Origin of the sequence: Nonomuraea fastidiosa, from assembly GCF_042751225.1 — a bacterium.
Lineage (GTDB): Bacteria > Actinomycetota > Actinomycetes > Streptosporangiales > Streptosporangiaceae > Nonomuraea > Nonomuraea fastidiosa.
Genome location: NZ_CP170570.1, coordinates 7,292,224 through 7,313,269, shown reverse-complemented (window position 1 = coordinate 7,313,269; position 21,046 = coordinate 7,292,224). Strand labels below are relative to the sequence as shown.

At 71.4% G+C, this 21,046-nt stretch carries 24 protein-coding genes and 1 pseudogene; 16 read left to right on the top strand and 9 right to left on the bottom strand.

Features of this window, described 5'->3' with window-relative positions; translation table 11 throughout:
- Positions 1-44 precede the first annotated feature (44 nt).
- Positions 45-920, bottom strand: a complete 876-nt coding sequence (locus ACFMQL_RS33495) for a CU044_5270 family protein (protein WP_364051722.1) — start codon at positions 918-920, stop codon at positions 45-47.
- Positions 913-1,491: an RNA polymerase sigma factor gene (locus ACFMQL_RS33490; RefSeq protein WP_378788765.1), complete on the bottom strand. Its 579-nt coding sequence runs from the start codon at positions 1,489-1,491 to the stop codon at positions 913-915. The genes ACFMQL_RS33495 and ACFMQL_RS33490 overlap by 8 nt, the downstream gene beginning before the upstream one ends.
- On the opposite strand from ACFMQL_RS33490, the gene ACFMQL_RS33485 reads away from it, so the two are divergent.
- The 9 genes and pseudogenes from ACFMQL_RS33485 to ACFMQL_RS33445 all read left to right on the top strand — a co-directional run bounded on the left by ACFMQL_RS33485 (position 1,463) and on the right by ACFMQL_RS33445 (position 8,136).
- Entirely contained in the window at positions 1,463-1,924 is a 462-nt protein-coding gene (locus ACFMQL_RS33485) for an FAD/NAD(P)-binding protein (RefSeq protein ID WP_378788763.1), read from the top strand. The two genes, ACFMQL_RS33490 and ACFMQL_RS33485, sit on opposite strands and share 29 nt — an antisense overlap.
- Positions 1,854-3,092, top strand: a pseudogene (locus ACFMQL_RS33480) (FAD/NAD(P)-binding protein); the annotation flags it as partial. The gene ACFMQL_RS33485 and the pseudogene ACFMQL_RS33480, both read left to right, overlap by 71 nt.
- Before the next feature lie 86 nt (positions 3,093-3,178).
- Positions 3,179-3,592 (top strand): molybdopterin-binding protein, encoded by a 414-nt coding sequence (locus tag ACFMQL_RS33475; protein WP_378788762.1) that lies wholly within the window; start codon positions 3,179-3,181, stop codon positions 3,590-3,592.
- A 12-nt stretch (positions 3,593-3,604) separates the two neighbouring features.
- Positions 3,605-4,393: a molybdate ABC transporter substrate-binding protein gene (gene modA / locus ACFMQL_RS33470; RefSeq protein ID WP_378790232.1), complete on the top strand. Its 789-nt coding sequence runs from the start codon at positions 3,605-3,607 to the stop codon at positions 4,391-4,393.
- Positions 4,393-5,211, top strand: coding sequence for an ABC transporter permease (locus tag ACFMQL_RS33465; RefSeq protein WP_378788761.1), 819 nt, complete (start codon positions 4,393-4,395; stop codon positions 5,209-5,211). Before modA ends, ACFMQL_RS33465 begins: the two co-directional genes overlap by 1 nt.
- On the top strand, positions 5,208-6,239 hold the full coding sequence (locus tag ACFMQL_RS33460; RefSeq protein ID WP_364051740.1) for an ABC transporter ATP-binding protein: 1,032 nt from the start codon (positions 5,208-5,210) through the stop codon (positions 6,237-6,239). The genes ACFMQL_RS33465 and ACFMQL_RS33460 overlap by 4 nt, the downstream gene beginning before the upstream one ends.
- Before the next feature lie 187 nt (positions 6,240-6,426).
- Positions 6,427-7,641, top strand: a complete 1,215-nt coding sequence (locus ACFMQL_RS33455; RefSeq protein WP_378788759.1) for an MFS transporter — start codon at positions 6,427-6,429, stop codon at positions 7,639-7,641.
- 111 nt (positions 7,642-7,752) lie between these two features.
- Entirely contained in the window at positions 7,753-7,944 is a 192-nt protein-coding gene (locus ACFMQL_RS33450; RefSeq protein WP_378788757.1) for a hypothetical protein, read from the top strand.
- Between the two features lie 60 nt (positions 7,945-8,004).
- On the top strand, positions 8,005-8,136 hold the full coding sequence (locus tag ACFMQL_RS33445) for a hypothetical protein (RefSeq protein WP_378788755.1): 132 nt from the start codon (positions 8,005-8,007) through the stop codon (positions 8,134-8,136).
- 44 nt (positions 8,137-8,180) lie between these two features.
- Here ACFMQL_RS33445 and ACFMQL_RS33440 read toward each other — a convergent pair whose 3' ends face one another.
- Positions 8,181-10,229 carry a right-handed parallel beta-helix repeat-containing protein gene (locus tag ACFMQL_RS33440; protein ID WP_378788753.1) on the bottom strand — a complete coding sequence of 683 codons (2,049 nt, stop codon included), beginning with the start codon at positions 10,227-10,229 and terminating at the stop codon, positions 8,181-8,183.
- 177 nt (positions 10,230-10,406) lie between these two features.
- On the opposite strand from ACFMQL_RS33440, the gene ACFMQL_RS33435 reads away from it, so the two are divergent.
- On the top strand, positions 10,407-10,568 hold the full coding sequence (locus ACFMQL_RS33435; RefSeq protein ID WP_364051751.1) for an NmrA family NAD(P)-binding protein: 162 nt from the start codon (positions 10,407-10,409) through the stop codon (positions 10,566-10,568).
- A 29-nt stretch (positions 10,569-10,597) separates the two neighbouring features.
- A complete protein-coding gene (locus ACFMQL_RS33430; RefSeq protein WP_378788751.1) occupies positions 10,598-10,936 on the top strand; it encodes a hypothetical protein in 339 nt (112 codons plus the stop codon).
- A 28-nt stretch (positions 10,937-10,964) separates the two neighbouring features.
- Here the strand turns inward: ACFMQL_RS33430 and ACFMQL_RS33425 are convergent, their stop codons facing one another.
- A complete protein-coding gene (locus tag ACFMQL_RS33425) occupies positions 10,965-11,861 on the bottom strand; it encodes a LysR family transcriptional regulator (protein WP_378788749.1) in 897 nt (298 codons plus the stop codon).
- A gap of 100 nt (positions 11,862-11,961) precedes the next feature.
- Between ACFMQL_RS33425 and ACFMQL_RS33420 the strand changes: the two genes are divergently transcribed.
- Positions 11,962-12,402, top strand: coding sequence for a nuclear transport factor 2 family protein (locus ACFMQL_RS33420; RefSeq protein ID WP_364051760.1), 441 nt, complete (start codon positions 11,962-11,964; stop codon positions 12,400-12,402).
- Between the two features lie 55 nt (positions 12,403-12,457).
- Here ACFMQL_RS33420 and ACFMQL_RS33415 read toward each other — a convergent pair whose 3' ends face one another.
- Positions 12,458-12,937, bottom strand: coding sequence for a carboxymuconolactone decarboxylase family protein (locus ACFMQL_RS33415; protein ID WP_364051763.1), 480 nt, complete (start codon positions 12,935-12,937; stop codon positions 12,458-12,460).
- A gap of 178 nt (positions 12,938-13,115) precedes the next feature.
- Between ACFMQL_RS33415 and ACFMQL_RS33410 the strand changes: the two genes are divergently transcribed.
- The 3 genes from ACFMQL_RS33410 (at position 13,116) to ACFMQL_RS33400 (ending at position 15,164) form a co-directional block, all read left to right on the top strand.
- Positions 13,116-13,742 (top strand): sigma factor, encoded by a 627-nt coding sequence (locus ACFMQL_RS33410; protein ID WP_378788746.1) that lies wholly within the window; start codon positions 13,116-13,118, stop codon positions 13,740-13,742.
- Positions 13,743-13,929: 187 nt separating this feature from the next.
- Positions 13,930-14,427 carry a MarR family transcriptional regulator gene (locus ACFMQL_RS33405; RefSeq protein WP_378788744.1) on the top strand — a complete coding sequence of 166 codons (498 nt, stop codon included), beginning with the start codon at positions 13,930-13,932 and terminating at the stop codon, positions 14,425-14,427.
- Positions 14,428-14,738: 311 nt separating this feature from the next.
- Positions 14,739-15,164: a nuclear transport factor 2 family protein gene (locus ACFMQL_RS33400; RefSeq protein WP_364051772.1), complete on the top strand. Its 426-nt coding sequence runs from the start codon at positions 14,739-14,741 to the stop codon at positions 15,162-15,164.
- A gap of 162 nt (positions 15,165-15,326) precedes the next feature.
- Here the strand turns inward: ACFMQL_RS33400 and ACFMQL_RS33395 are convergent, their stop codons facing one another.
- Entirely contained in the window at positions 15,327-16,787 is a 1,461-nt protein-coding gene (locus ACFMQL_RS33395; RefSeq protein ID WP_378788742.1) for an RICIN domain-containing protein, read from the bottom strand.
- Positions 16,788-17,188: 401 nt separating this feature from the next.
- Between ACFMQL_RS33395 and ACFMQL_RS33390 the strand changes: the two genes are divergently transcribed.
- Positions 17,189-17,608 (top strand): DoxX family protein, encoded by a 420-nt coding sequence (locus ACFMQL_RS33390; protein ID WP_364051778.1) that lies wholly within the window; start codon positions 17,189-17,191, stop codon positions 17,606-17,608.
- Positions 17,609-17,660: 52 nt separating this feature from the next.
- On the opposite strand, the gene ACFMQL_RS33385 is transcribed toward ACFMQL_RS33390, so the two are convergent.
- From ACFMQL_RS33385 to ACFMQL_RS33375, 3 genes are read right to left on the bottom strand one after another with little or no spacing between them, the layout of a single operon-like run.
- A complete protein-coding gene (locus ACFMQL_RS33385; protein WP_364051781.1) occupies positions 17,661-19,007 on the bottom strand; it encodes a hypothetical protein in 1,347 nt (448 codons plus the stop codon).
- Between the two features lie 58 nt (positions 19,008-19,065).
- Positions 19,066-20,415: an amidohydrolase family protein gene (locus ACFMQL_RS33380; protein WP_364051784.1), complete on the bottom strand. Its 1,350-nt coding sequence runs from the start codon at positions 20,413-20,415 to the stop codon at positions 19,066-19,068.
- A 19-nt stretch (positions 20,416-20,434) separates the two neighbouring features.
- Positions 20,435-20,947: a DMT family transporter gene (locus ACFMQL_RS33375; RefSeq protein WP_378788739.1), complete on the bottom strand. Its 513-nt coding sequence runs from the start codon at positions 20,945-20,947 to the stop codon at positions 20,435-20,437.
- Between the last annotated feature and the right edge of the window lie 99 nt (positions 20,948-21,046).

Here is a 21,046-nt window from a genome sequence, read left to right as displayed (position 1 = left end):
GTTCTCCTCATATCGATCGTGCGGCCGATGCGCGGGGCCGCGTCTCACCGCGGACCTTCGTCCGTCCACTCCGCGGTCAGCTTGATGAACCCGTCGCCCGAGGTCGTGATGCCTCCTGTGGCCGCCGGAAGCAGGTCGGTGCGGACCACCCGGGAGGTGTCCGGATCGATGACCACCTTGCGGTCACTCAGGCCGTTCCGGAACTGCAGCTCTTCGCCGTCCTCGACCGTGCGGAGCCGCCGTACGCCCGGCAGCTCGGCGAGGGCGCGGAACGCCGCCGCCCGCACCTCGGCCGGCGCGGGGAGCTCCGCGACCAGCGACAGCAGCGGGATCAGCGCGGGATCGCCCCCGTCTTCCGCGTCGCCCTTCCGCATCTCGACGACCTTCCGCCGCAGCGCCTCGGGCTCGGCCGGCAGCGTTTCGAGATCTTCCATGGTGAGCCGGGGGCCGTCGTCGCCCGCGGTCCCGAGCAGGAACGTGCCGGAGTCCAGCTTGATCAGGTCTCTTCCGTTGCCGGGCTCTCCCCGGCTCCACCGCTGTCCGTCGCGCGTGGTCCAGGTCTCGCCGATGACCGCGCCGTCCTCGTTCTCCCGCTTGATGTGCCAGTAGGTCGCGGGATCCTGCGGTGCGCGCCGCGCGCTGTCCGCGGCGACGAGCAGGACGTCCTTGGCGGAGGTGAGGTGCCGGGGCTCTGCGACGGGCGCGACGGCCTGGTTCGTCACGATTATGACGGCGGCGGCCACCGCGAGCCCGGCGGCGGCGATGCCGGCGAGGCGCACGGTCCACGGCCGAGGGGCGCGCCGGGGAGCCGTCCCCCGGGCCGTCGCGGCCAGCAGCCGCCCCCGCGCGCCGGACAGGGCGTCCGGGCCGGCCTCCGTCACCTCCGAGCGCAGTTCCTTGATCAGGCGCAGGTCATCCATGGTCTTCTTCTCTCGTCTCGGCGGGGTTGGCGCCGCCCAGGGCGGCTGTGACCTTGCGGCGGGCGCGCGACAGGCGCGAGCGGACGGTGCCGACGGGCACGCCCAGCGCCCTGGCCGTCTCCTCGTACGTCAGGTCGCCCCAGGCGATCAGCAGCAGCACGTCTCGCTCGCCGCGCCCGAGCCTGGCCAGCGCGGCGGCCAGCCTGCGGCGGGTCGCCGAGGCGGAGACCTTGGCGGCCACCCGGTCGTCGAACGCCGCCGTCACGGGGTCCTCGCCCGTTCTGGCCAGGGCCCGCAGTCCGCGCACCTCGGCGCGGCGGTGCACGCCGATGATGTTGGTGGTGATGCCGTACAGCCAGGGCAGCGCCTCGGCGCGGCCGAACTCGTAGCGGTGGCGCGTCTCGAACGCCCTGGTGAACGCCTCGGCCACCACGTCCTCGGCGTGCTCGGGGCCGAGCCGCCGCACGACGTAGCGGTGCAGGGTGGCGGCGTGCCGGTCGAACAGCTCCGCGAAGCACTCGGGCGTGCGCAGCGAGGCTCGGATGATCGAGGAGTCGTCGCGGGCCTCCATCGTTCCCGCTCGTCCGGCCGCCGGCGGCGGATGGGCGCTCAGGGACGGTCCGTCACGACGGGCTCCCGTTCTGCGATGGTGCTCACGATCGTCTTTATCCGCAGGGCGTTCGAGAGTTCCCCGGACTTTCCGTGAGGCGGGCCGTACAAAACGTACGGATAGCGCATCGCAGTCTCAAATATCCTATATATCCTACAGCTATAGTGGGTTTATGGTCCTACCTTCGGTCGCCATCGTCGGGGGCGGCGCGAGCGGCGCCCTGACCGCGATCCACCTGCTGCGACTCGCCCGCGCCACCGCCACGCCGCTGGCGGTCACCCTGATCGACCAGGGCGGCCTGGCACGCGCTCGGCCAGGCCTACTCGACCACCGATCCGCACCACCTGCTCAACACCCGGGTCGAGCGCATGAGCGCCTTCGACGACGATCCTGATCACCTGCGCGACTGGGCGCGTTCGGCGGGGGTGCACGCCTACGACTACCTGCCGCGCGCCCTCTACGGCCGCTACCTGCGCGAGGTGCTGGCCGATGCGGAGGACCCGCCCGAGCGCCCGCTGCACCGCGTCACCGCGACCGCCGCCTCGCTCGACGCCGACCACGCGGTACGCCTCGCCGACGGCGGGCGGGTCGAGGCCGGCGCGGTCGTCCTCGCGCTGGGCAACCGCCGCCCCGCCCCGCTGCCCGGCGTGGCCGCGCATCCCCGCCACATCGCCGACCCGTGGGCGCCGGGCGCGCTTGCCGCGATCGACGACGGCGCGCCCGTGCTGGTGCTCGGCACCGGCCTGACGATGGTGGACGTCGCGCTCACCGTGACCAGGGCGCACCCCGGCACCGTCGTGTACGCGCTGTCCCGGCACGCTCTGCTCCCCCGCGCGCACCCGATCCGCCCGGCCCTGCCGATCCCCGTCGCCGTCCCCGGCGGCCCGCTGCGGGTGGCGGAGCTGCTCGCCGTCGTCCGCCGGGCCATCCGGGCGAACGGCGGCGACTGGCAGGGCGTGATGGAGGGGCTGCGGCCGCACGTACAGGATCTGTGGCGGCGGCTCGCCCCGGATGAGCGGCGGCTGTTCCTGCGGCGGGTGGCCCGCTACTGGGAGGTCCACCGGCACCGCATCCCGCCCGCGTCCGCCGCCGCCCTCGACGAGCTGCGCGCGAGCGGGCGGTTGCGGCTGCTGCGCGGCACCCTGATCGGCGCCGAGCCCGCCGCGGGCCCGACCACGGCCGGGCCCGCCGTGAGCGGGCTGCGCGTCCACGCCGACCTGGACGGCGCCATCACCGGCTTGGACGTCGGCTGGCTGGTCAACGCCACCGGGCCGTCGCCCGACGTCACCTCCGACCCGTTCATCGCGAGCCTCATCAACGCCGGTCAGGCCCGCCCCGACCCGCTCATGCTCGGCCTGGACGCCGCTGCTGACGGCGCGGTGCTGGACGCGTCCGGGCGGCCGAGCGATCGCCTGTTCGCGCTGGGCCCGCTGCTGCGCGGCACCCTGTACGAGACGACCGCCGTCCCCGAGATCCGCGCCCAGGCCGCCGCCCTCGCTCCACGGCTCCTCGAAGCCGCCGCCTCCCGGGTCACGCCCCCGCGCGCGTGCGTGATCTCGTAGATACCAAGCCGAAGTGAGGGTTCCCACCGCTTCTGCGGGGAAAGGAGAGTGGTCAGGCTTGCAGATGCGGACATAGAGTGGGGCTTGTGACGACGTTTCGGATCAGCGAGGCGGCGGCGCTGCTCGGGGTAAGCGCCGACACCGTCCGCCGCTGGGTGGACGCGGGCCGGCTGCGGGCCGAGCGCGACGAGCACGGTCATCGGCGGGTCGGCGGCGCCGATCTGGCGGCCTTCGCGCGCTCCCAGGTCGGGGAGAGCGAGGGCGGCGGCCGTTCGTCGGCGCGCAACCGCTTCCGGGGGATCGTGACCGACGTGGTGCGCGACGCGGTGATGGCGCAGGTGGAGATCGCCGCCGGGCCGTTCAGGGTGGTGTCGCTGATGAGCCGTCAGGCCGCCGACGAGCTGGGGCTGGAGCCGGGTGTGGTGGCCGACGCGGTGATCAAGTCCACCAACGTCGTCGTGGAGATCCCGGGTCACGAGCGCGTGGCCGGCAACGTGTGAGGAGGCCCCGTGGTGTTCAGGCGTGTGTCCCGATGGGCGGCCGTGCTACCCGTCGCGCTGGCGCTCGCGGGCCTGTCCGGCTGCGGCTCCGGCGAGCCCGCCGCGTCCACGGGCTCGGGGGCCGGAGCGGCCACGGAGCTGACGGTGTTCGCGGCGGCGTCGCTGACCGAGACGTTCACCGAGCTCGGCAGGATATACGAGGCCGCGCATCCGGGCACGACGGTGACGTTCAACTTCGGCTCCAGCGCCACCCTGGCCCAGCAGATCGTCCAGGGCGCCCCTGCCGACGTGTTCGCCGCCGCCAGCCCGGCCACCATGAAGACCGTCACGGACGCGTCCCTGGCGGGCTCGCCGACGACGTTCGCGCGGAACACGCTGCAGATCGCCGTACCCGCCGGCAATCCGGCCAAGGTCGACGAGCTGAAGGACCTCACCGACCCGAATGTGAAGGTGGCGCTCTGCGCCGAGCAGGTGCCGTGCGGCGCGGCGGCCGTCAAGGCCCTGCAAGCGGCCGGCCTGCAGGTCACGCCCGTCACCCTGGAGCAGGACGTCAAGGCCACGCTGACCAAGGTCGAGCTGGGCGAGGTGGACGCGGCGCTGGTCTACAAGACCGACGTCATCGCCTCCGGCGGCACGGTGAAGGGCATCGCGTTCCCCGAGGCGGACCGGGCGGTCAACGACTATCCGATCGCCGTGCTCGATCAGGCTCCGGCCGGTGCGGCGGCCCGGCGGTTCGTCGACCTGGTGCTGTCGCAGCAGGGCAAGGACGTGCTGGTCAAGGCCGGGTTCGACGCCCCCTGATGAGCGCGCCCGTTCAGGAACAGCGCAGCCGCGAGGTGGCCGGGCGGCTGCCGTGGATGCTGGTCGTGCCCGCGCTGGCCGGGCTGGCGTTCCTGGTGCTGCCGCTCGCCGGGCTGCTCATCCGCGCCCCGTGGGGTACGCTGCCCGCGCGGCTGGCCGAGCCGCAGGTGCTGGAGGCGCTGCGGCTGTCGCTGGTGAGCGCCACCGTCGCCACCGCCGTGTGCCTGCTGCTCGGCGTGCCGCTGGCCTGGCTGCTGGCCAGGGTCGAGTTCCCCGGGCGGCGGGTGGTGCGGGCGCTGGTCACGGTGCCGCTGGTGCTGCCGCCCGTGGTCGGCGGCGTGGCGCTGCTGCTCGTGCTCGGGCGGCGCGGCATCGCCGGGCAGTGGCTGGAGGCGTCGTTCGGCGTGACGCTGCCGTTCACCACGGCCGGGGTGATCGTGGCCGAGGCGTTCGTGGCCATGCCGTTCCTGGTGATCAGCGTGGAGGGGGCGCTGCGCGGGGCCGACCGGCGCTTCGAGGAGGCCGCCGCCACGCTCGGGGCCTCGCGGTGGACGGTGTTCCGGCGGGTCACGCTGCCGATGGTGATGCCGGGCGTGGTGGCGGGGGCGGTGCTGTGCTGGGCGCGGGCGCTCGGCGAGTTCGGGGCGACGATCACGTTCGCCGGGAACTTCCCCGGCACCACCCGCACCATGCCGCTGGCCGTCTACCTGGCACTGGAGACCGAACCCGAGGCGGCCATCGTGCTCAGCCTGGTGCTGCTGGCCGTCTCGGTGATCATCCTGGCGAGCCTGCGCGACCGGTGGGTGAGCGCGCCATGACGCTGGACGCCCACCTGGTCGTCACCAGGCCCGCCTTCACCCTCGACATCGCCATCAGCGTCCGGGCGGGCGAGGTGGTGGCGCTGCTCGGCCCCAACGGCGCGGGCAAGACCACCGCTTTGCGGGCCCTGGCCGGGCTCACCCGGCTGTCCGGTGGCCACATCACGCTGCGCGGCCGGCCGCTGCACACACTGCCCGCCGAGAGCCGCCCGATCGGCATGGTGTTCCAGGACTACCTGCTCTTCCCCCACCTGTCCGCGCTGGACAACGTCGCCTTCGGGCCGCGCTGCCAGGGCGTGCCCAAGGCCGAGGCACGTCGTGTCGCGGCCGAGCTGCTGGAGCGGGTCGGGCTGGCCGATCGCGCCGCCGCCAGGCCCCGGCAACTGTCCGGCGGGCAGGCGCAGCGGGTGGCGCTGGCCCGCGCGCTCGCCGTACGTCCCGAACTGCTGCTGCTCGACGAGCCGCTGGCCGCGCTCGACGCCCACACCCGCTTGGAGATCCGCTCAGGGTTGCGCCGCCACCTCGCCGATTTCGACGGCGCGACCGTGCTGGTCACGCACGACCCGCTGGACGCCATGGTGCTGGCCGACCGGCTGATCGTCATCGAGAACGGCGCCGTCGTCCAGCAGGGCGCCCCCGCCGAGGTGGCGCGCCGCCCGCGTACCGACTACGTCGCCCGCCTCGTCGGGCTCAACCTCTACCGGGGCACGGCGGACGGGCACCAGGTCAAGGTCGGCGAGGTGCCGCTGCATGCTTCCGAGCAGCTGACGGGGCCGGTGTTCGTGGCGTTCCCGCCCGGTGCCGTCGCGCTCTACCGTTCCCGTCCCGACGGCAGCCCGCGCAACCTCTGGCAGGCCCGCATCGACGGGATCGAACGGCACGGCGACAACGTCCGCGTCCACCTCGACGGCCCGATCGCGGTGTTCGCCGACATCACGCCCGCCGCCGTGGCCGACCTCGACCTGAGCCCGGGTCAGCGGATCTGGGCGTCGGTCAAGGCCACCGAGACCCACGCGTACCCGGCATGAGCGCCTGGCGAGGCCCGCGCCGCTTCCCGTCTGAGCAGGCGGTACGTCGCCCTGCACGCCGCCTCCCGCCTGCTCCTGTGACGGTCGCAGACAGTAAGGGTTGAGGCGTATAAGGCCCTTACGCAAGCCTGTACGCCATGGCGCCATCCGATCACGACATTTCAGGAATCGTCCCGACTTGCCCGTCATGTCGGATCCCGTGAGGGCGGCGGGCCGGTACCGCTGGGTCGTCCTGGGGGTCGCGACGTTCACCCAGGCCGCGGCGGCGTTCTTCGTGCACGGCATCGGCGCGATGAGCGTCCACCTGCAGCGGGACCTCGACCTGAACACCACCCGCCTGGGCCTGCTGCTGTCGGCGGCTCAGCTCCTGCCGCTGGCCGGGCTGCTGGTGGCGGGACGGCTGCTGGACCGGCACGACGAACGCTGGGTGGTCGGCACCGGCGCTCTCGTCGTCGCCGTGGCGCTGGCCGCCGGCAGCCTGGCCCCCGGATACGTCTCGCTGCTCGCCGCACTGCTGATCGTCGGCGCCGGATACAGCACGATCCAGCCGGGCGGCAGCAAGTCGGTGGCGTCCTGGTTCGACACCTCGCAGCGCGGCCTGGCCATGGGGATCCGGCAGGCGGGGCTGCCGCTCGGCGGGGTGCTCTCCGCCTCCGCGCTGCCCGCGCTGGCCACGGCCTTCGGCTGGCGCTCGACGCTGGTGGCCGGGGCGCTCGTCGCGCTGGCGGGGGCGGTCGCGTTCATGGCCTTCTACCGCCGCCCGCCGCACCGGCCTCCCGCGCGGACGGCGTCCCCCATGCGGCTGGACCTGCTGCGCGAGCCGTACATGAAGAAGGTCATCCTGTCCGGTACGTGCCTGGTGTCGGTGCACAGCGGGCTTGGCGTGCTCACCGTGCTCTACCTGCACGAGGTGGCGTCCATGGAGGCCGCCCCGGCCGCGCTGGTCTATGTGGCGGTCCAGTGCGCCGGTGCGCTGGGCCGGGTCTGCCTGGCGGCCTGGAGCGATCGCCACAAGTCCGGCCGGTACGCCTGCGTGCTGGCCTGCCTGGCCGCGGTGATCGCCGGGATGGCGCTGCTCGCCACCCCCGCCGGCCGCTCCCCTGCCGTCGCCTGCCTGCTCTTCGTCTGGCTCGGCTTCTTCGGCATCGGCTGGTACGGCCCGTGGGTCGCATATGCGGCCGAGGCGGCGCCGCCCGACCGCACCGGCTTCGCGCTGGGGCTGGCCATGGCGGTCAACCAGGTGGCGATCATCCTCGCGCCGCCCGCGCTCGGGCTCCTCACGGACGTGACCGGGGGTTTCGCCGCCGCCTGGGTCCTGCTCGCCGTGCTGACCGGGCTCACGCTGGCTGCGACGGCCCGGCGTCCCACGGTAGGCGGTGGCCGGCCAGGGCGGATCGCGTGACGGGTCTGCCATGGCCGCCCTTCCCGTCCGCCGTTCCCCGCTCCTCGGCTGCGCCTTCCGGGCAGCGCAACGATGATGCCACGGTGTTCCCCGCAGGGTGGGGCGCCGAGGGTGTTATCGGTCGATCCCGCGGCCGTCGAGGAGGTGAGCGGCATCGGCACGGTGGTCGCCCGCACCGAGGACGACCCCATGTACGAGAACACGATCCTGGTGTTGGAGAACATGCTCATCGACGTCGGCGCATCGGGCGGCGACGAGGCGCTGGAGATAGCACGTGGCAGGCTGGAGCAGCGCGGCTGGTAGGTCGTGGGCTCCAGCTACAAAGTGCTCTTCCTGGAATCCGCCAGGTGGGAGGGGACGTCTGTGAACGTCACCAGCGTCGAGCAGGTGCGGCAGGTCGGGCCCGAGCCGGAGGGGGAGATCCTTCAGGTGATGCGGTCCGATCCCGAGAAGGCGGATGAATACCTGCTGGGGACCATGTCGTCCGAGGGGTGACGGGGTGGGATCGGGAAAGAGGTAGCCGATCCCACCCCGGGTGGTCACGCGTCGGCGATCACGATGTCGTCGAGGTGGAGGACCTCGCCGGCGTCGCCGTCACCCGTCAGCTCCAGGGCGACGGTGGCGGTGCCCGCCGGGGCGGTGAGCTCGGCGGTGAACTCCTTCCAGCTCGTGCTCAGCCCGTCCAGCGTGATCTCGTCGCTGCGCAGCAGCTCCTCGCTCGAGTCGCGCCACAGCACGCTCAGGGTCGCGGCGGAGACGCCGGGGCTGCCCTGCCTGGCCCAGAAGCCGATCTGCTTGCCGCCCTGCCTGGCGGTGAAGCCGGGCCAGTTGTCCGTGGTGACGCCCCAGCCGTGGGCCTCGGTCACCTCGACGCGCAGGCCGTAGCCGCCCTCGTGGGCGGCCTCGGCCGACCGCTCGGCGGAGGCGCTGTACCAGGCGGCCCAGGTGCCGATCGAGCCTTCGAGGGTCGAGGTGTCGGTGTCGAGGGCGTTGGGCGTCGGCGGTTCCTCCGAGGAGCCGTTCAGCGTGCTACCGGCGTCCTGGTTGTACGGGGCGGCGCGCCACACGTCCCAGGTGACCGTCTCGCCCCAGCCCTTGGCGAACTTCCAGTCACCGATGTAGGTGTTGTCCGCGAAGCTGTTGCCGGCGCTGAACATGACGTTCTGCTGGATCTCCGTCACCGTGTACGGCGCCCACGACATGTTGTCGGCGCCCTGGGCGTACAGGGCCTGAACCCCGCAGTAGGTGCCGGCGCAGGGCACGTTCGAACGCTCGAAGCGGAACTCGTTCCCGGTCACCTTCACGTTGCGCGAGTGCCAGCGGCAGTCGGTGCGCAGCGGCTCGTTCGCGATGCCGGTGTAGCAGGGGTGGGTGTCGTTGATGGGGTTCGGGTAGTCGGTGTTGTGCGGTTCCGGGATCACCGTCGGGGAGACGAACGGCGTGCAGTAGCTCTTGCTGGTGTTGCCGTTGCTGTTGCAGAAGCGGTTGGCGTTCTCGAAGATCGAGACGCCGGAGAAGTTGTCCTCGAAGTAGTTGTCGGCGATGTTGAGATCGGTGCTGCCGCTCACCTCGCTCGGGAGCCTCGCGTCACCGCCCGACTCGGAGATGTAGATGGCGGGCGACGGGGAGCCCTGGTTGTCGTTGCCGCCGACCCAGCCGTTCTTCTTGAAGACGTTGCGGGTGATGGTGGCGTTGTAGCTGATCTCGTACCAGATGCCTTCGCTCTCGTTGTGCTCGATCCAGTTGCGGTCGAACAGGAAGTCGACGTTGTTGGTGTCGGCCCAGAGGCCGACGCCCAGGTTGTCGTGCACGTAGTTCTGGGTGACGGTGGCGCCTTCGACGTCCCAGAACTTGACGCCGCCGCTGCAGCCGCAGCCCTGCTCCCTGGTCTCCCAGTCGTCCTGGTTGTTGCCGGCGATCTCGTTGTTGTGGACGACGAGGTCCTTGACCGCCCGCTCGCCCTCGATCTCTTCCCGGTACGCGCTGGCGCCGTACTGGCCGTTGTCCTTCAGGCAGCTGAAGCGGACGGTGTTGGCGTTGCCGAGGAACACGGCGGCGCCGTCGTTGTGGTGGGCGTAGAGGTGCTCCATGACCCAGCCGGAGGCCGCGTCGTGGTTGATGACGCCCTCGTTCTTGTTGTCCGCGCCCCTGCCGAAGTTGCGGATCTCGAGGTAGGCGATGCGCACGTTCGAGGCGTGGCCGGTGAAGGCGTAGACGTTCTTGTTCATGCCGTCGAGGACGGCGCCCGGAGCGCCCAGGAAGGTGCTGCCGTCTCCGGGGGTGATCTGGCTGTACTGGCCGTCGCCCAGAGTGTGGACGCCCGGGGCGAACCAGTACGTCTTGCCGCTCTGGCCGAAGTCGAAGCCCGCGTTGTCGCCGGCCGGGACCACGATGGCCCCCTCCGGCGCGCTCTCCGGGCCGTCCTGCCACGTGGCGTTGTCGCAGACCCGTATGGCGTCCGGTAACTCGGTGTACCAGCCGCCGGACGCGCTCTCCGCCGAGGCGGCGGCGCCGGTGGTCTGCCCGGCCAGGAGGCCGGCGGTCGCGACCACGGCGAGTAACGCGCCCACGACAACAGGGTGTCGCATGAATGCTCCCGTTCTGAGGGTGATGTTCGGTGATCACGCAGGCTAGCGGCGAAGATCACCTTCAGTCAGCCGATTGGCACCTTTCTGCACCCTCTGTCCACTTCGGTCCATCCACCCCCCGCCGCTAACTGATATGAAACTCATATAATATGAGTTTCATATCAGAAGGGACATGTCATGATCCTTGTCACCGGTGCCACCGGCACCATCGGGCGTCCTCTCCTCTCCTTCCTCGCCGCCGAAGGCGTGCAGGTACGCGCCGTCACCCGCGATCCGCAGGCGAGCGGTCTGCGGGCGACGTCGTACGCGGCCCGTACGCCTCCTTCGCCGAGCCGCTGATCCACGAAGGGGACCTGGCGGAGGTCGCCGTGCGGGCGCTCCTCGGCGACGAGCTCACCTTCATGAAGGTGCCGCTCACCGGCCCGGAGCCGATCTCCCACGAGGAGCTGGTGGTCACGATCGGCGAGGCGATCGGCAGGCCGCTGCACTATCAGGAGATCCCGCCGGACGCGTACGGGCAGAGCATGATCCGGCGCGGCTTCCCCGAGCCGTTCGTGCAGGCATTGCTGGCCAGGTACGCCAGAGGCATGGGCCCCGCCGAGGCCGTCACCGGCGAGGTCGAGAGGATCCTCGGCCGACCGGCGCGTACGTATGCCGCCTGGGTGGCCGACCACGCCGACGCCTTCCGCGCCTTGCGCGAGGGCTGACGCCTCAGCGAGGCGTCCCGAGACGCCCTCAGTCTGGCTCGCCGAACGCGATCGGCCCGAGGTCGGCGGCGGTCTGGGCCAGCGCGCGCACGTGCGGGCCGTCGGCGGCCGTCGCCCAGACCAGGGCGAAGTGAAGGGCGGGGGCGTCGCGAAGCGGCACGAAGACGACGCCGGGCGGGCTGTTGTACCGGGCCGCGATCTCGCCGAGCGGGTGGACGCAGCGACCGGCGGCGACCAGGGTGAGGATCTCGTGGAACGTCCGCGCGACCGGCCCGCGAGGGACCCGCCGCCCGGACGGCGTACGGACGGGGACCATGGACGCCACCCAGTACTCGGGCGCGCTTGGCCCGAGGTCCACCACGTGCTCGTCGGCCAGATCCTCCAGGGACGCGCTGCCGCGTTCGGCGAGCGGATGACCGGCCGCGACCGCCAGCACCCGCCCGCTGGTGAGCACGGTCGGGCCGACGGTGAGATCGGGCTCGGCCACCGGTAGCCACAGCACGTGCGCGTCGGCCTCTCCGGCGCGCAGCGCGCCGAACGGGTCGCCGCCGGTGACCTCGCAGAACTGCACGTCGCCGCCGGGGTGGCGGCTGCGGAAGGCGTCGACGAGCGGGCGCAGCACGTACCCGGCATGGCCGAACACGCCCACCCGCAGGGTCCGCGCCGCACCGGCCGCCCTCGCCCGGGCGAGCCCTTCCTGGATCAGCTCGTACGCCTGCGCCAGGTCCTCGCGCAGCCGCCGCCCGACGGGGGTGAGGGTGACGCGGCGGCTGGTGCGGTCGAACAGCGCGACGCCGAGCCGCCGTTCCTGCCTGCCGATGGCCTGGCTGACGCGCGCCTGCGAGACGCGCAGGCGTTCAGCGGTGCGGCCGAAGTGCAGTTCCTCGGCGAGCGTCAGGAAGATCTCGATGTCCCTCAGCTCCACGAATAACCCCCATGTTATGGATCGCCGCTCGAACCTTACGTTGTTCCGCCGCCCCCTCGTTCCGATGCTGGAACCCCAGCATCGGAACGAGGGGGAACCCATGAGCGACATGCGAGCCATCGCCGACCGCGTCGAGATCGAGGCGCTGCGCGGCGAGCTGACCGACGCGGTGCTGACCCGGGACTACGACCGCGTCGAATCCCTGTTCACGCCCGACGCCGCCATGCGGTGGCCGCACATCGGCAGGGAGTTCGTGGGCAGCAAGGAGATCCGCGCCGGGATCGAGTGGGGGCAGGGATTGTGGGAGTTCTTCGTACAGAACGTCCACCCCGGCGTCATCAGGATCGACGGCGACACCGCGACCGGACGCGCCTACATCCACGAGTTCGGGCGCATGCGCGACGGCGCCTCCCACGCGAACTACGCCGTCTACCACGACCGCTACCGGCGCACGCCCGACGGCTGGAAGTTCGCCGAGCGCGTCTACGAGGTCAGGTACGCCGACGACAGCCCGCTCCCGGGCTCGGCACCCACCAGGTGAACCGGACCGGACGGGTCGGCGGAGCGCCGGCCCGTCCGGTCCCGCCGCGCGCGGCTCAGTTCGACAGGGCGGCGAACGCGCCCGGCTGGTACGAGCCGCCCGGGTTGTGCACGATGACGTTCATCCGGGTGGCCGCGTTGATCAGGGAGACCAGGCAGACCAGCGCACCGACCTGGTCGTCGTCGTAGTGCTCGCGCACCGCCGCCCAGGTCTCGTCGGACACGCCGCCGTCACCGAGCCGGGTGCCCTCCTCGGCGAGCGCCAGCGCCGCCCGCTCGGCCTCGGTGAAGACCGTGCTGTGCCGCCAGGCGGCGACCAGGTTGATCCGCAGCGCGCTCTCCCCCGCGGCCGCGGCCTCCTTGGTGTGCACGTCGACGCAGTATGCGCAGCCGTTGAGCTGGGCGACGCGCAGCTCGACCAGCTCGCGCAGGGTCTTCGGCAGCGTGGACTGGTCGAGGATCGCCGAGACGCCGAAGAACCGCTTGGCCACCTTCGCCGCCGTGGGGCTGTCGAACAGGTTGAAACGAGGCTCCATGATTGTCCGTCCTCACTAGGTTTGTCGCGTACTGGACGACCACGAGATGCCGGCGCCCCGCCCCGTGTGACGGCGCGGCGATGTGACATACGCCACCAGCCCCGGATGTCACAGAACGGCGGTGACGGGCATCTCGTGTGCGACCCGGCAGTCAGCGAAACAGGCAGGAGCCGACCCGATGAACGACCCGGCAGGTGTGGACGTGGTGACCGAGGCGTTCGTCACGCATCGGAACCTGCTGTTCACCGTGGCCTACGAGCTGCTCGGCTCCGCCACCGACGCCGAGGACGTGCTGCAGGAGACCTGGCTCCGGTGGGCGGGCGTGGACGTCGAGGCCGTACGGGACCATCGTGCGTACCTGGTACGCATCGTCACCAGCCAGGCGCTCGGCCATCTGCGCAGGCTCGGCAGGCGCAAGGAGTCCTATGTCGGCCCCTGGCTGCCCGAGCCGCTGCTGACCTCGCCCGACGTGGCCGACGACGTCGAGCTCGATCTGCGGCGCCTGCTCGGCATCCTCGCGCCGGACGTCGTCCTGCTCACCGACGGCGGCGGGGTCGTACGCGCGGCGCTCGCGCCGATCGTGGGGGCGGACGAGGTGGCCCGCGTGCTCTGCCGGCTCCACTCCACGGTCTCCCTGGAGCCCGCGCAGGTGAACGGCCACCCGGCGCTGATCGCCCGGCAGGGCGGCGAGCTCGACTCCGTCCTGGCGCTGCGCGTCGACGGCTCCCTCATCACCGGCCTGTACGCCGTCCGCAACCCCGAGAAGCTGTCCCGCATGGACCGGGTGACCGCCCTGCGCCGCTGAACGCGCACAAGCCATCACCCTGCGATTACGCCGCCGTGGACGTCGCCGGCCTGGCACGATCACCTCGCGGCCGCCGCGCACACGTCCAGGGCGTCGCGGGGTCGCGCGGAGCTTCTCGCGTGACCGCCGAAGTGTTTCGAGCCGCATAAAATACGCAGGTCGTACTCGCCCGCGGAAGGCCCATCGCATGACGTCCTCGACCTCCGGAGAAGCCGAGCCCGCGCGGCGGCGGCGCCGGGTGACGAGCGAGATCAAGGAGTCGCTGCGCGCGCTGAGCATCCAGCTCTCGCTGCTCAACCATCAGGTCGGTGCGCACGCGGGTCTCAAGGACGTCGATCTGTCGTGCCTGGACATCATCAACCGGTACGGTCCGATCAGCCCCACCGCCTTGGCCCGCCGCGCGGGCCTGCACCCGGCCACCATCACCGGCATCCTCGACCGGCTGCAGCGCGGCGGCTGGGTGACCCGGGAGCGCGACCCGGAGGCGTCCGACCGGCGCGCCGTCATGGTGCGGGCGCTCAAGGAGCGCAACGCGGAGCTGTTCGAGCTGTACGGCGGCATGAGCTCGAAGATGGACGACATCTGCGACCGGTACACCGATGCCGAGCTCGACCTGCTCGCCGACTTCCTCCGCCGCACCACCGACGCCGGGCAGGACGCCACCGGCGACATCGCCCGCCGCTGAGTTCCACGGCCACCGTCGCCCGCACGCGGCTGAGGCCCGCGGCCGGACGCCGGCACGCCCGGCCTGTCAGTGGGCCGCGCGCGGTCGAGGCCCGAAGCCCACGGCGCGCTTGAGGTACTTCCAGGCCGCCGTGGTGAACCCCCTTCGCCGGAGTCTCCGCGCCCTGCCGGTCGATCTTGGCGTAGAGGGCTGAGCGCAGGCTCCTGTCGTCTCCGGTCATACCTGACGTCGCGTCACCCGCGCCTCAGGATGCGAAGACTTAGCGTATGGTGTACGGTACTTCGTACGACAACGACATGAGGAGGGGCGGCGTGTACCGACCGAGCGCTGACGAGCTGAAGAGCATCGACGACTGGTTCGCCACCTACGACGCGCTGGCCGAGCAGGGCGCGATCGAGGAGCTGGCCGATCTGGCGGTGTTCCCCATGAACGTGGTCACCGACGTGCCTGACGGTTACGCGAGCGTCAAGCAGTGGACGCGGGCCGAGTACATCGAGGCGATGAAGGAGTCGATGGGCGGCGGCACCGCGGGGCTCGATCTGCGCTCGACCCGCACCCCGCGCTTCCTCAGCCCGAACCTGGTGATCGTCGAGACCGAGGCCACGATGACGATCGACGGGCAGGAGCAGCGGATGCACTACGCCGACCTGCTCGTGCGCACCGAGGACGGGTGGGCGTTCCAGACCATGGTGCAGGGCGGCTGGGGGTACGGCTGGCCGCCGGCCAGGCGCGGCTGACCGCTCCCTGACTGCGTGCACGGCCGGCCTCCCGCCGCGCGCGACCGGGCACCTCAGGACGCCGCCCCGCCGCCGTGACGCGACGGCGGCGGGGCCGGGCGTGTACCGGGCGGGACGGCTCGACGCGGCGGCAGCCGTCCGCCGGACACGGTCGTGTGGGGCTCAGACGTCCCAGCGCTGGTTGGCGCCGCCCCAGCAGTCGTACTGCTGGATGCGGGCGCTGTTCGCCGTGGACTGGCCGGACACGTCGAGGCACTTGCCCGAGTGGCGGGCGACGATCTCCACGTAGCCGGTGCCGGACACGGGGCGGAGCTGCCACTGCTGGTTGGTGCCGGTGCCGCAGGTGTACTGGATGACGGGCGCGTTGTTCGCGGTGGAGGCGTTGTTGACGTCGAGGCACTTGCCGGAGTGCTGGGCCACGATGTTGTAGTAGCCGTTGCCGAGATCGCGCAGCTGCCACTGCTGGTTGGCGGCGCCGGTGCAGGTGTACTGGATGATCTCGGCGGCGTTCGCGGTCGACGCCTCCAGCACGTCGGCGCACTTGCCGGAGTTCTGGTTGACGATCTGAGTGGTCGGTGTGCTGCCGCCGTCGTCGACGTCGTCGCCCCAGCCGTAGCGCAGCCGGTCGGCGCCGGACTGGTTGCGGATCGTGAGGTCGAGGTTGGTGCCGCTGCCGCTCTTGGCGTACATCGAGTACCAGTCGTAGCCGATGTCGCCGGGCTTGCCGCCGAGCGCCGGCCAGTACGTGCCGCCCATGGCGTTGTCGCGCATCACCTGGGTGACGGCGCGGATGTGGCGGACGAAGTTGTCCGGGCTGTTGGGGTCGAGGTAGTTGAGCCCGTTGTTCATCGGCGCGCCGAACTCGGTGACGATCGCCCGCGAGGCGCAGCTCCCGAGCCGGGTCTGTACGTGGGAGCGCCAGCCGTCGTAGGTGTTCTCCGGATAGAAGAACGCATAGTGGTGGAACGAGAACAGCGTGCCGGCGAAGCGCGAGTCGCCGCACAGATCGCGCAGGTCCTGGCTGTAGCCGGTGCCGCCGATGAGCACCCGGCCGTGCGGGGCCGCGGAGTGCCGGCTCAGCCAGTCGGCGGCGAGGTTGCGCCACTCGGTGGAGCTGTAGCCGTGGGGCTCGTTCATCGGCTCGAAGTAGACGAGGTTGTTGGAGGCGTACTGGGAGGTGACGGTGGACCACATCGAGTGCCACGCCGTCAGGTTGGTGATGCGGCCGCCCGATGCCGCGCCGTCCTCCCAGTACGGGAGGATGACCTTCCACCCGCGCGCCGTGGCGGCGTCGATGGCGCCGCGGTAGGCGTTCCACCAGGCGGTGCCGACGGTGTGGGTGTTGATCGGCAGCCGGACCGTGTTGACGCCGAGCGTGGCCTGCATGTCGTCGTAGACCGCGTTGGCCTTGGCCTGCACGGTGGCGTAGCTGTCGGAGCTGCTGAGACCGTCGATGACGAGCGGGCCGGTGCTGAAGTTGTCGCCGAGCACCGCCCAGTTGACACCGCGGAACTGGGCGGTGGCGGCCACGGCGGGCGTCGCCCCTAAGCTCACCGTGATGATCGGCAGGAGGACCAGCGCCGCCAGCCCGGCGAGCAGCTTCCTGGCTCGGGATGTGTCCATGAGCGAACCCTTCTCGTACGCCGTCGCCCCACGGAGATCACTTCGCCTTACAGCGCCAAGTTAGCGCTAACACGGCGGCGGGAAAAGGCTCGTGAGAACCGGCACCGGCGACCCGCCGCCCCGGCCTTCCGACACGCCCCGCTCGACGTGCGGCTTCGACCCAATGGGCCCCTCCGATGCCGATGAAATTTTCACCTTGCCGAAAGTTTTAGCGGCGCGCCGTTGAACCAAGTCAAAGCCGCTTTCTCACGCCTTCGGCCGTTCTTTCCTGACCACCCCGAGTTGACATGACACAGCCCGAGAGTTGACCTTTTTGGGAGCGCTCCCACGACTTTTCATCCGGCTTGTGGAGATGACACAAGGCGGCACGGTGAGAGCCCTGCCGAGAAAGGACGCCCGCCATGGAAACACTGGTCAAAGAGCGGCAGGATCTCTTCCTGGCCCTCTACAGAATGGTGCTCGGTCTGCTGTTCGCCTGCCACGGCGCCGCCACTCTCTTCGGCGTTCCCGGCGGGCCGCAGGGCGGCGCGCCACCGGCGTTCGCGGAATGGCCGGGCTGGTACGCCGCCGTCATCGAGCTCGTCGCCGGCGGACTGGTGCTTCTCGGCGTGGCCACCCGCGTCGCCGCGGTGATCTGCTCGGGCACCATGGCCTACGCCTACTTCGTCGTCCACCAGCCGCAGGCGTTGTTCCCCATCGAGAACGGCGGCGAGAAGGCCGCCCTGTTCTGCTGGGGTTTCCTGCTGATCGCCGTACTCGGCCCGGGCCGCTGGGCGCTGTCCACCCTGCGTACTCGCCAGGAGGAGTCGCTCGCCCGCTGACGCCGCCTCACGCTGGACCCACGCCCCGTGCGATACACGGGGCGTGCGGGCGTCACCTGCCGGTGGTGCGCGCGGCCAGTTGCTTGGCGACGTCCTTGACCGGGTTCAGCACCCGCTCCTGGCTGAGGGCCGTAGTGCCGGAGTCCGGGCCGGCGGTCGTGGCCACGGTCGACAGACCGCCGAACGTCACCTGGACGACCTGACCGCCCACCCGGTAGACGAGGACCGCCTCGCGCCGGTTGACGATCTGCGTACTCGTCTTGATCTGGACGAACGCCTCCTCGCCGATGCCCGCCACCGCCACCGGCCCGCTGTCCTTCGTCAGCCGCTCGGACACCCCGGCGGGCGTGGCCGCGGCGGCCTTCTTCTTCTCCCGGAACTCGACACGGGCCGCGGCGGCTCCCTTCTTCATGGTCGTGACCTGGACCCGCAGGTCCACCATGTCGTACGCGGTCTCGCCGCTGCCGTCGGGCTCGAAGGTGCTGCTCCAGCTGCACACCGCCCAGCGCTCGTCGGAGTACTCGTTGTTGCGGGCGCTCGTCCTGGCCTTACCGACGTACTTGCGCACGGTCTCCGCCGGGAGCGCCTTGCACACGTCCTGCCCCCTGGAAGCGGCGGTGATCCGGCCGGCCTCGCCGCTGTCGTCGTCCCTCCGGGTGCCGCCCTTCAGCAGCGCGGCGGCGAACGCCTTCGCCGCCTGCTGCGCGGAGCTCATCACCTGCGACTCGGGAAGCCGCCGGTAGCCGCCGTTCAGGCCGGGCAGGCTGTCGTACCCGCTGTAGCGGAGGATCACCAGAGCGCCGGAGAGCTCGAAGGTCACCTCGGCGTCCACGCTCTTCGTGGGCGTGCCGGTGTCCACGGTCGTGAACGCGTACGACGACTCACCCAGGCCGGGAACGCTGGTCAGCCTGCCGAACCTGGTCCCCGGAGGCGGGTCCGCCAGCATCTCCTGGGTGTCCTGCTTCTTGATGCCGAAGTGCCGCTGCGCGTTGAAACCGCCCTGGGCCTTGTCGTAGGTGAGCAGGCTCACCTCGAGGTGGCGCTTGTGATCGATCCTGCCGCTCGGCTGCTCGCCCGAGTTCCACTCGCAGGTGCTCTCGGCGGACGACAGCGTGGAGGTGTCGTCGGCGGGGTTCTCCTCCGCGTTCGGCACCAGCTTCTTCAGCAGAGCGGCGGGGAAGATCGAGCAGAGGTCCTCGCCTTTGTAGGAGGCCAGCCGGACGGCCGCTCGCTCCTTCTCCGGCTCGTTCTCCTCCGGCGCCGTCGCCCCCGTACGCGCGCCGTCGTCGCCGCCGCGCCCCGGCTGGGGCGGCAACGCGCAGGCGGTGGCGCCACCGCCACCGGCCAGGACGAGAGCGAGGATCGACGCGAGCAACGGTTTGTGGGGCGAATACGACATGGCCGCCGATCGTACGAACCCACGTTGGTGCGAAGTTGGTGCGCTTCCGCCTGGACGGCTACTGCGGCGGGTAGCCGGCGGCGCGGAACAGGCGGTCGCGGGATGCCGCCGCCTGCTCGAACACCGTCTCACCACCCTTCAGCACACCGCCCTCCTTCAGGACCCGGCCGCCGACGAGCACGGTGTCCACATTGCCCGCGTGACCGCCCGCGACGATCGCGGCCGCGACGTCGGTGGCGGGCAGCAGGTTCGCGTGGTCGAGCCTGATCATGATCAGGTCGGCCTGTTTGCCGGGCGTCAGGCTCCCCGTACGGTGGTCGATCCCGCAGGCCCGCGCGCCCTCGATGGTGGCGAACGAGATCAGGTCCGCGGAGCCGAAGGTGGGCAGGCCGGGGGCGCGGTCCATCGGGCCGGCCGCCCCGGCGATGACGAGCTGCTGGTAGGCGAGCGCCGCCCGCATGACGCCGAACATGTCGCCACTGACGATGGTCTCGGTGTCGACGCTCAGGCTCGGGCGTACGCCCGCGGCGAGCAGCCGGTTGGTCGCCGGCTGGCCGAGCCCCGGCATGAAGACCTCCAGCGCGGAGGCCACGGACGCGGTGGCGCCGTGATCGGCGAGCATCCGCAGCTCCTCGTCGGTCGAGGTGCAGCAGTGGATGAACGTCATGTCGGAGCCGAGCAGCCCCGCCTCGGCCAGCTTGCGGATGGCCTGCTGCTTGGCGCCCCATTCGCCGAGACCCACGTGCATGCTGATGCGGAGCCCGAGCTCCCTGGCGAGCCGGATGTCGTGCTCGGCCACCTCGAACGTGGACAGTTCGGGGCCGCGGAGCATCGCGTTGAGCGTGACGCGGGCGGTGTCGTCGGCGAGCACCTCGGCGCGTACGCGCCTGATGTCCTCAGGGTGCGTCCTCGCGCTGCCGAACTGCCACTCCTCGGCCTCCGTTGACGGCCAGCCGTGGTCGAAGACGGCGCGGATGCCCGAGTCCCAGTGCGCGTTGATGGCGGCGTCGGTGTGCTCGGAGCTGTTGCTGATGTGCGACTCGTCGCGCACCGTGGTGACGCCGGCGTCGATGGAGAGCAGGTCGGCGGCGAGGTTGCCGATGTAGACGTCCTCGGGCTCGAAGTACTGGCCGAGGCCGATCTGGATGGCGTTGCGGTACTCCTGGTAGGTCCAGGACGGGCCCAGGCTGCGCAGCGCTCCCTGCCAGTTGTGGCGGTGGGTGTCGATGAAGCCGGGGAGCACGGCGCTGCCGGAGCCGTCGATCACGCGGGCGCGGTCGTCCTGGAGGTCGCGGCCGATCGCCTGGATCGTTCCATCGGCGATGAGGACGTCCCCGACGAGGTCGCCGAGCTTTTCGTCCTGCGTCATCAGGTACGCGCCCTTGATCAGGATGCGTTCGTACGACATGGTTCTTCCTTCTCGTGGTTCAGGAGGTCTTGGCGGCCGGCGTGCGGCGGGCGGCGATCGAGACGGCCGCGAAGGTGAGGAGCGCGCCGGCGACGGTGAACGCGCCCGGCGCGTGATCACCGGACGGCAGCACGGCGTCCAGGACGATCGAGCCCGCGAGCTGCCCGGCGATCGATGCCATACCCAGCAGGAGCACGCCGATTCTGCGGACGAGCACGGCGGCGGTGCCGATGAACACCACCCCGCACAGGCCGCCGAGATACATCCACCACGCGGTGGGCTGCGCGGGGCCGGATGGTCCGCCGGCCAGGGTCTTGGCGGTCAGGGCGAGGCCGAGGAAGATCGACCCGACGGCGAAGTTCACCCAGGTGGCGGCGAGCGGCGAGGCGACCGCCGCCCCGGTGGCGCCGTTCATGGCCTGCTGCAACCCCAGCAGGAGACCGCCGAACACGGCGAGCAGCGCGGGGAACAGCACCGTGGCCGCCGACGGCACGCCGGAGAGCCCCGGCAGGGCGGAGACCACCGCGGCCACCAGCGTGAGGAGCGCGCCCGCCAGGCGATGGACGCTGGGCCGCTGCTTGACGCCGCCGCCGACGCCCCGGCGCGTCGACGATCAGCCCGCCGATGGTCT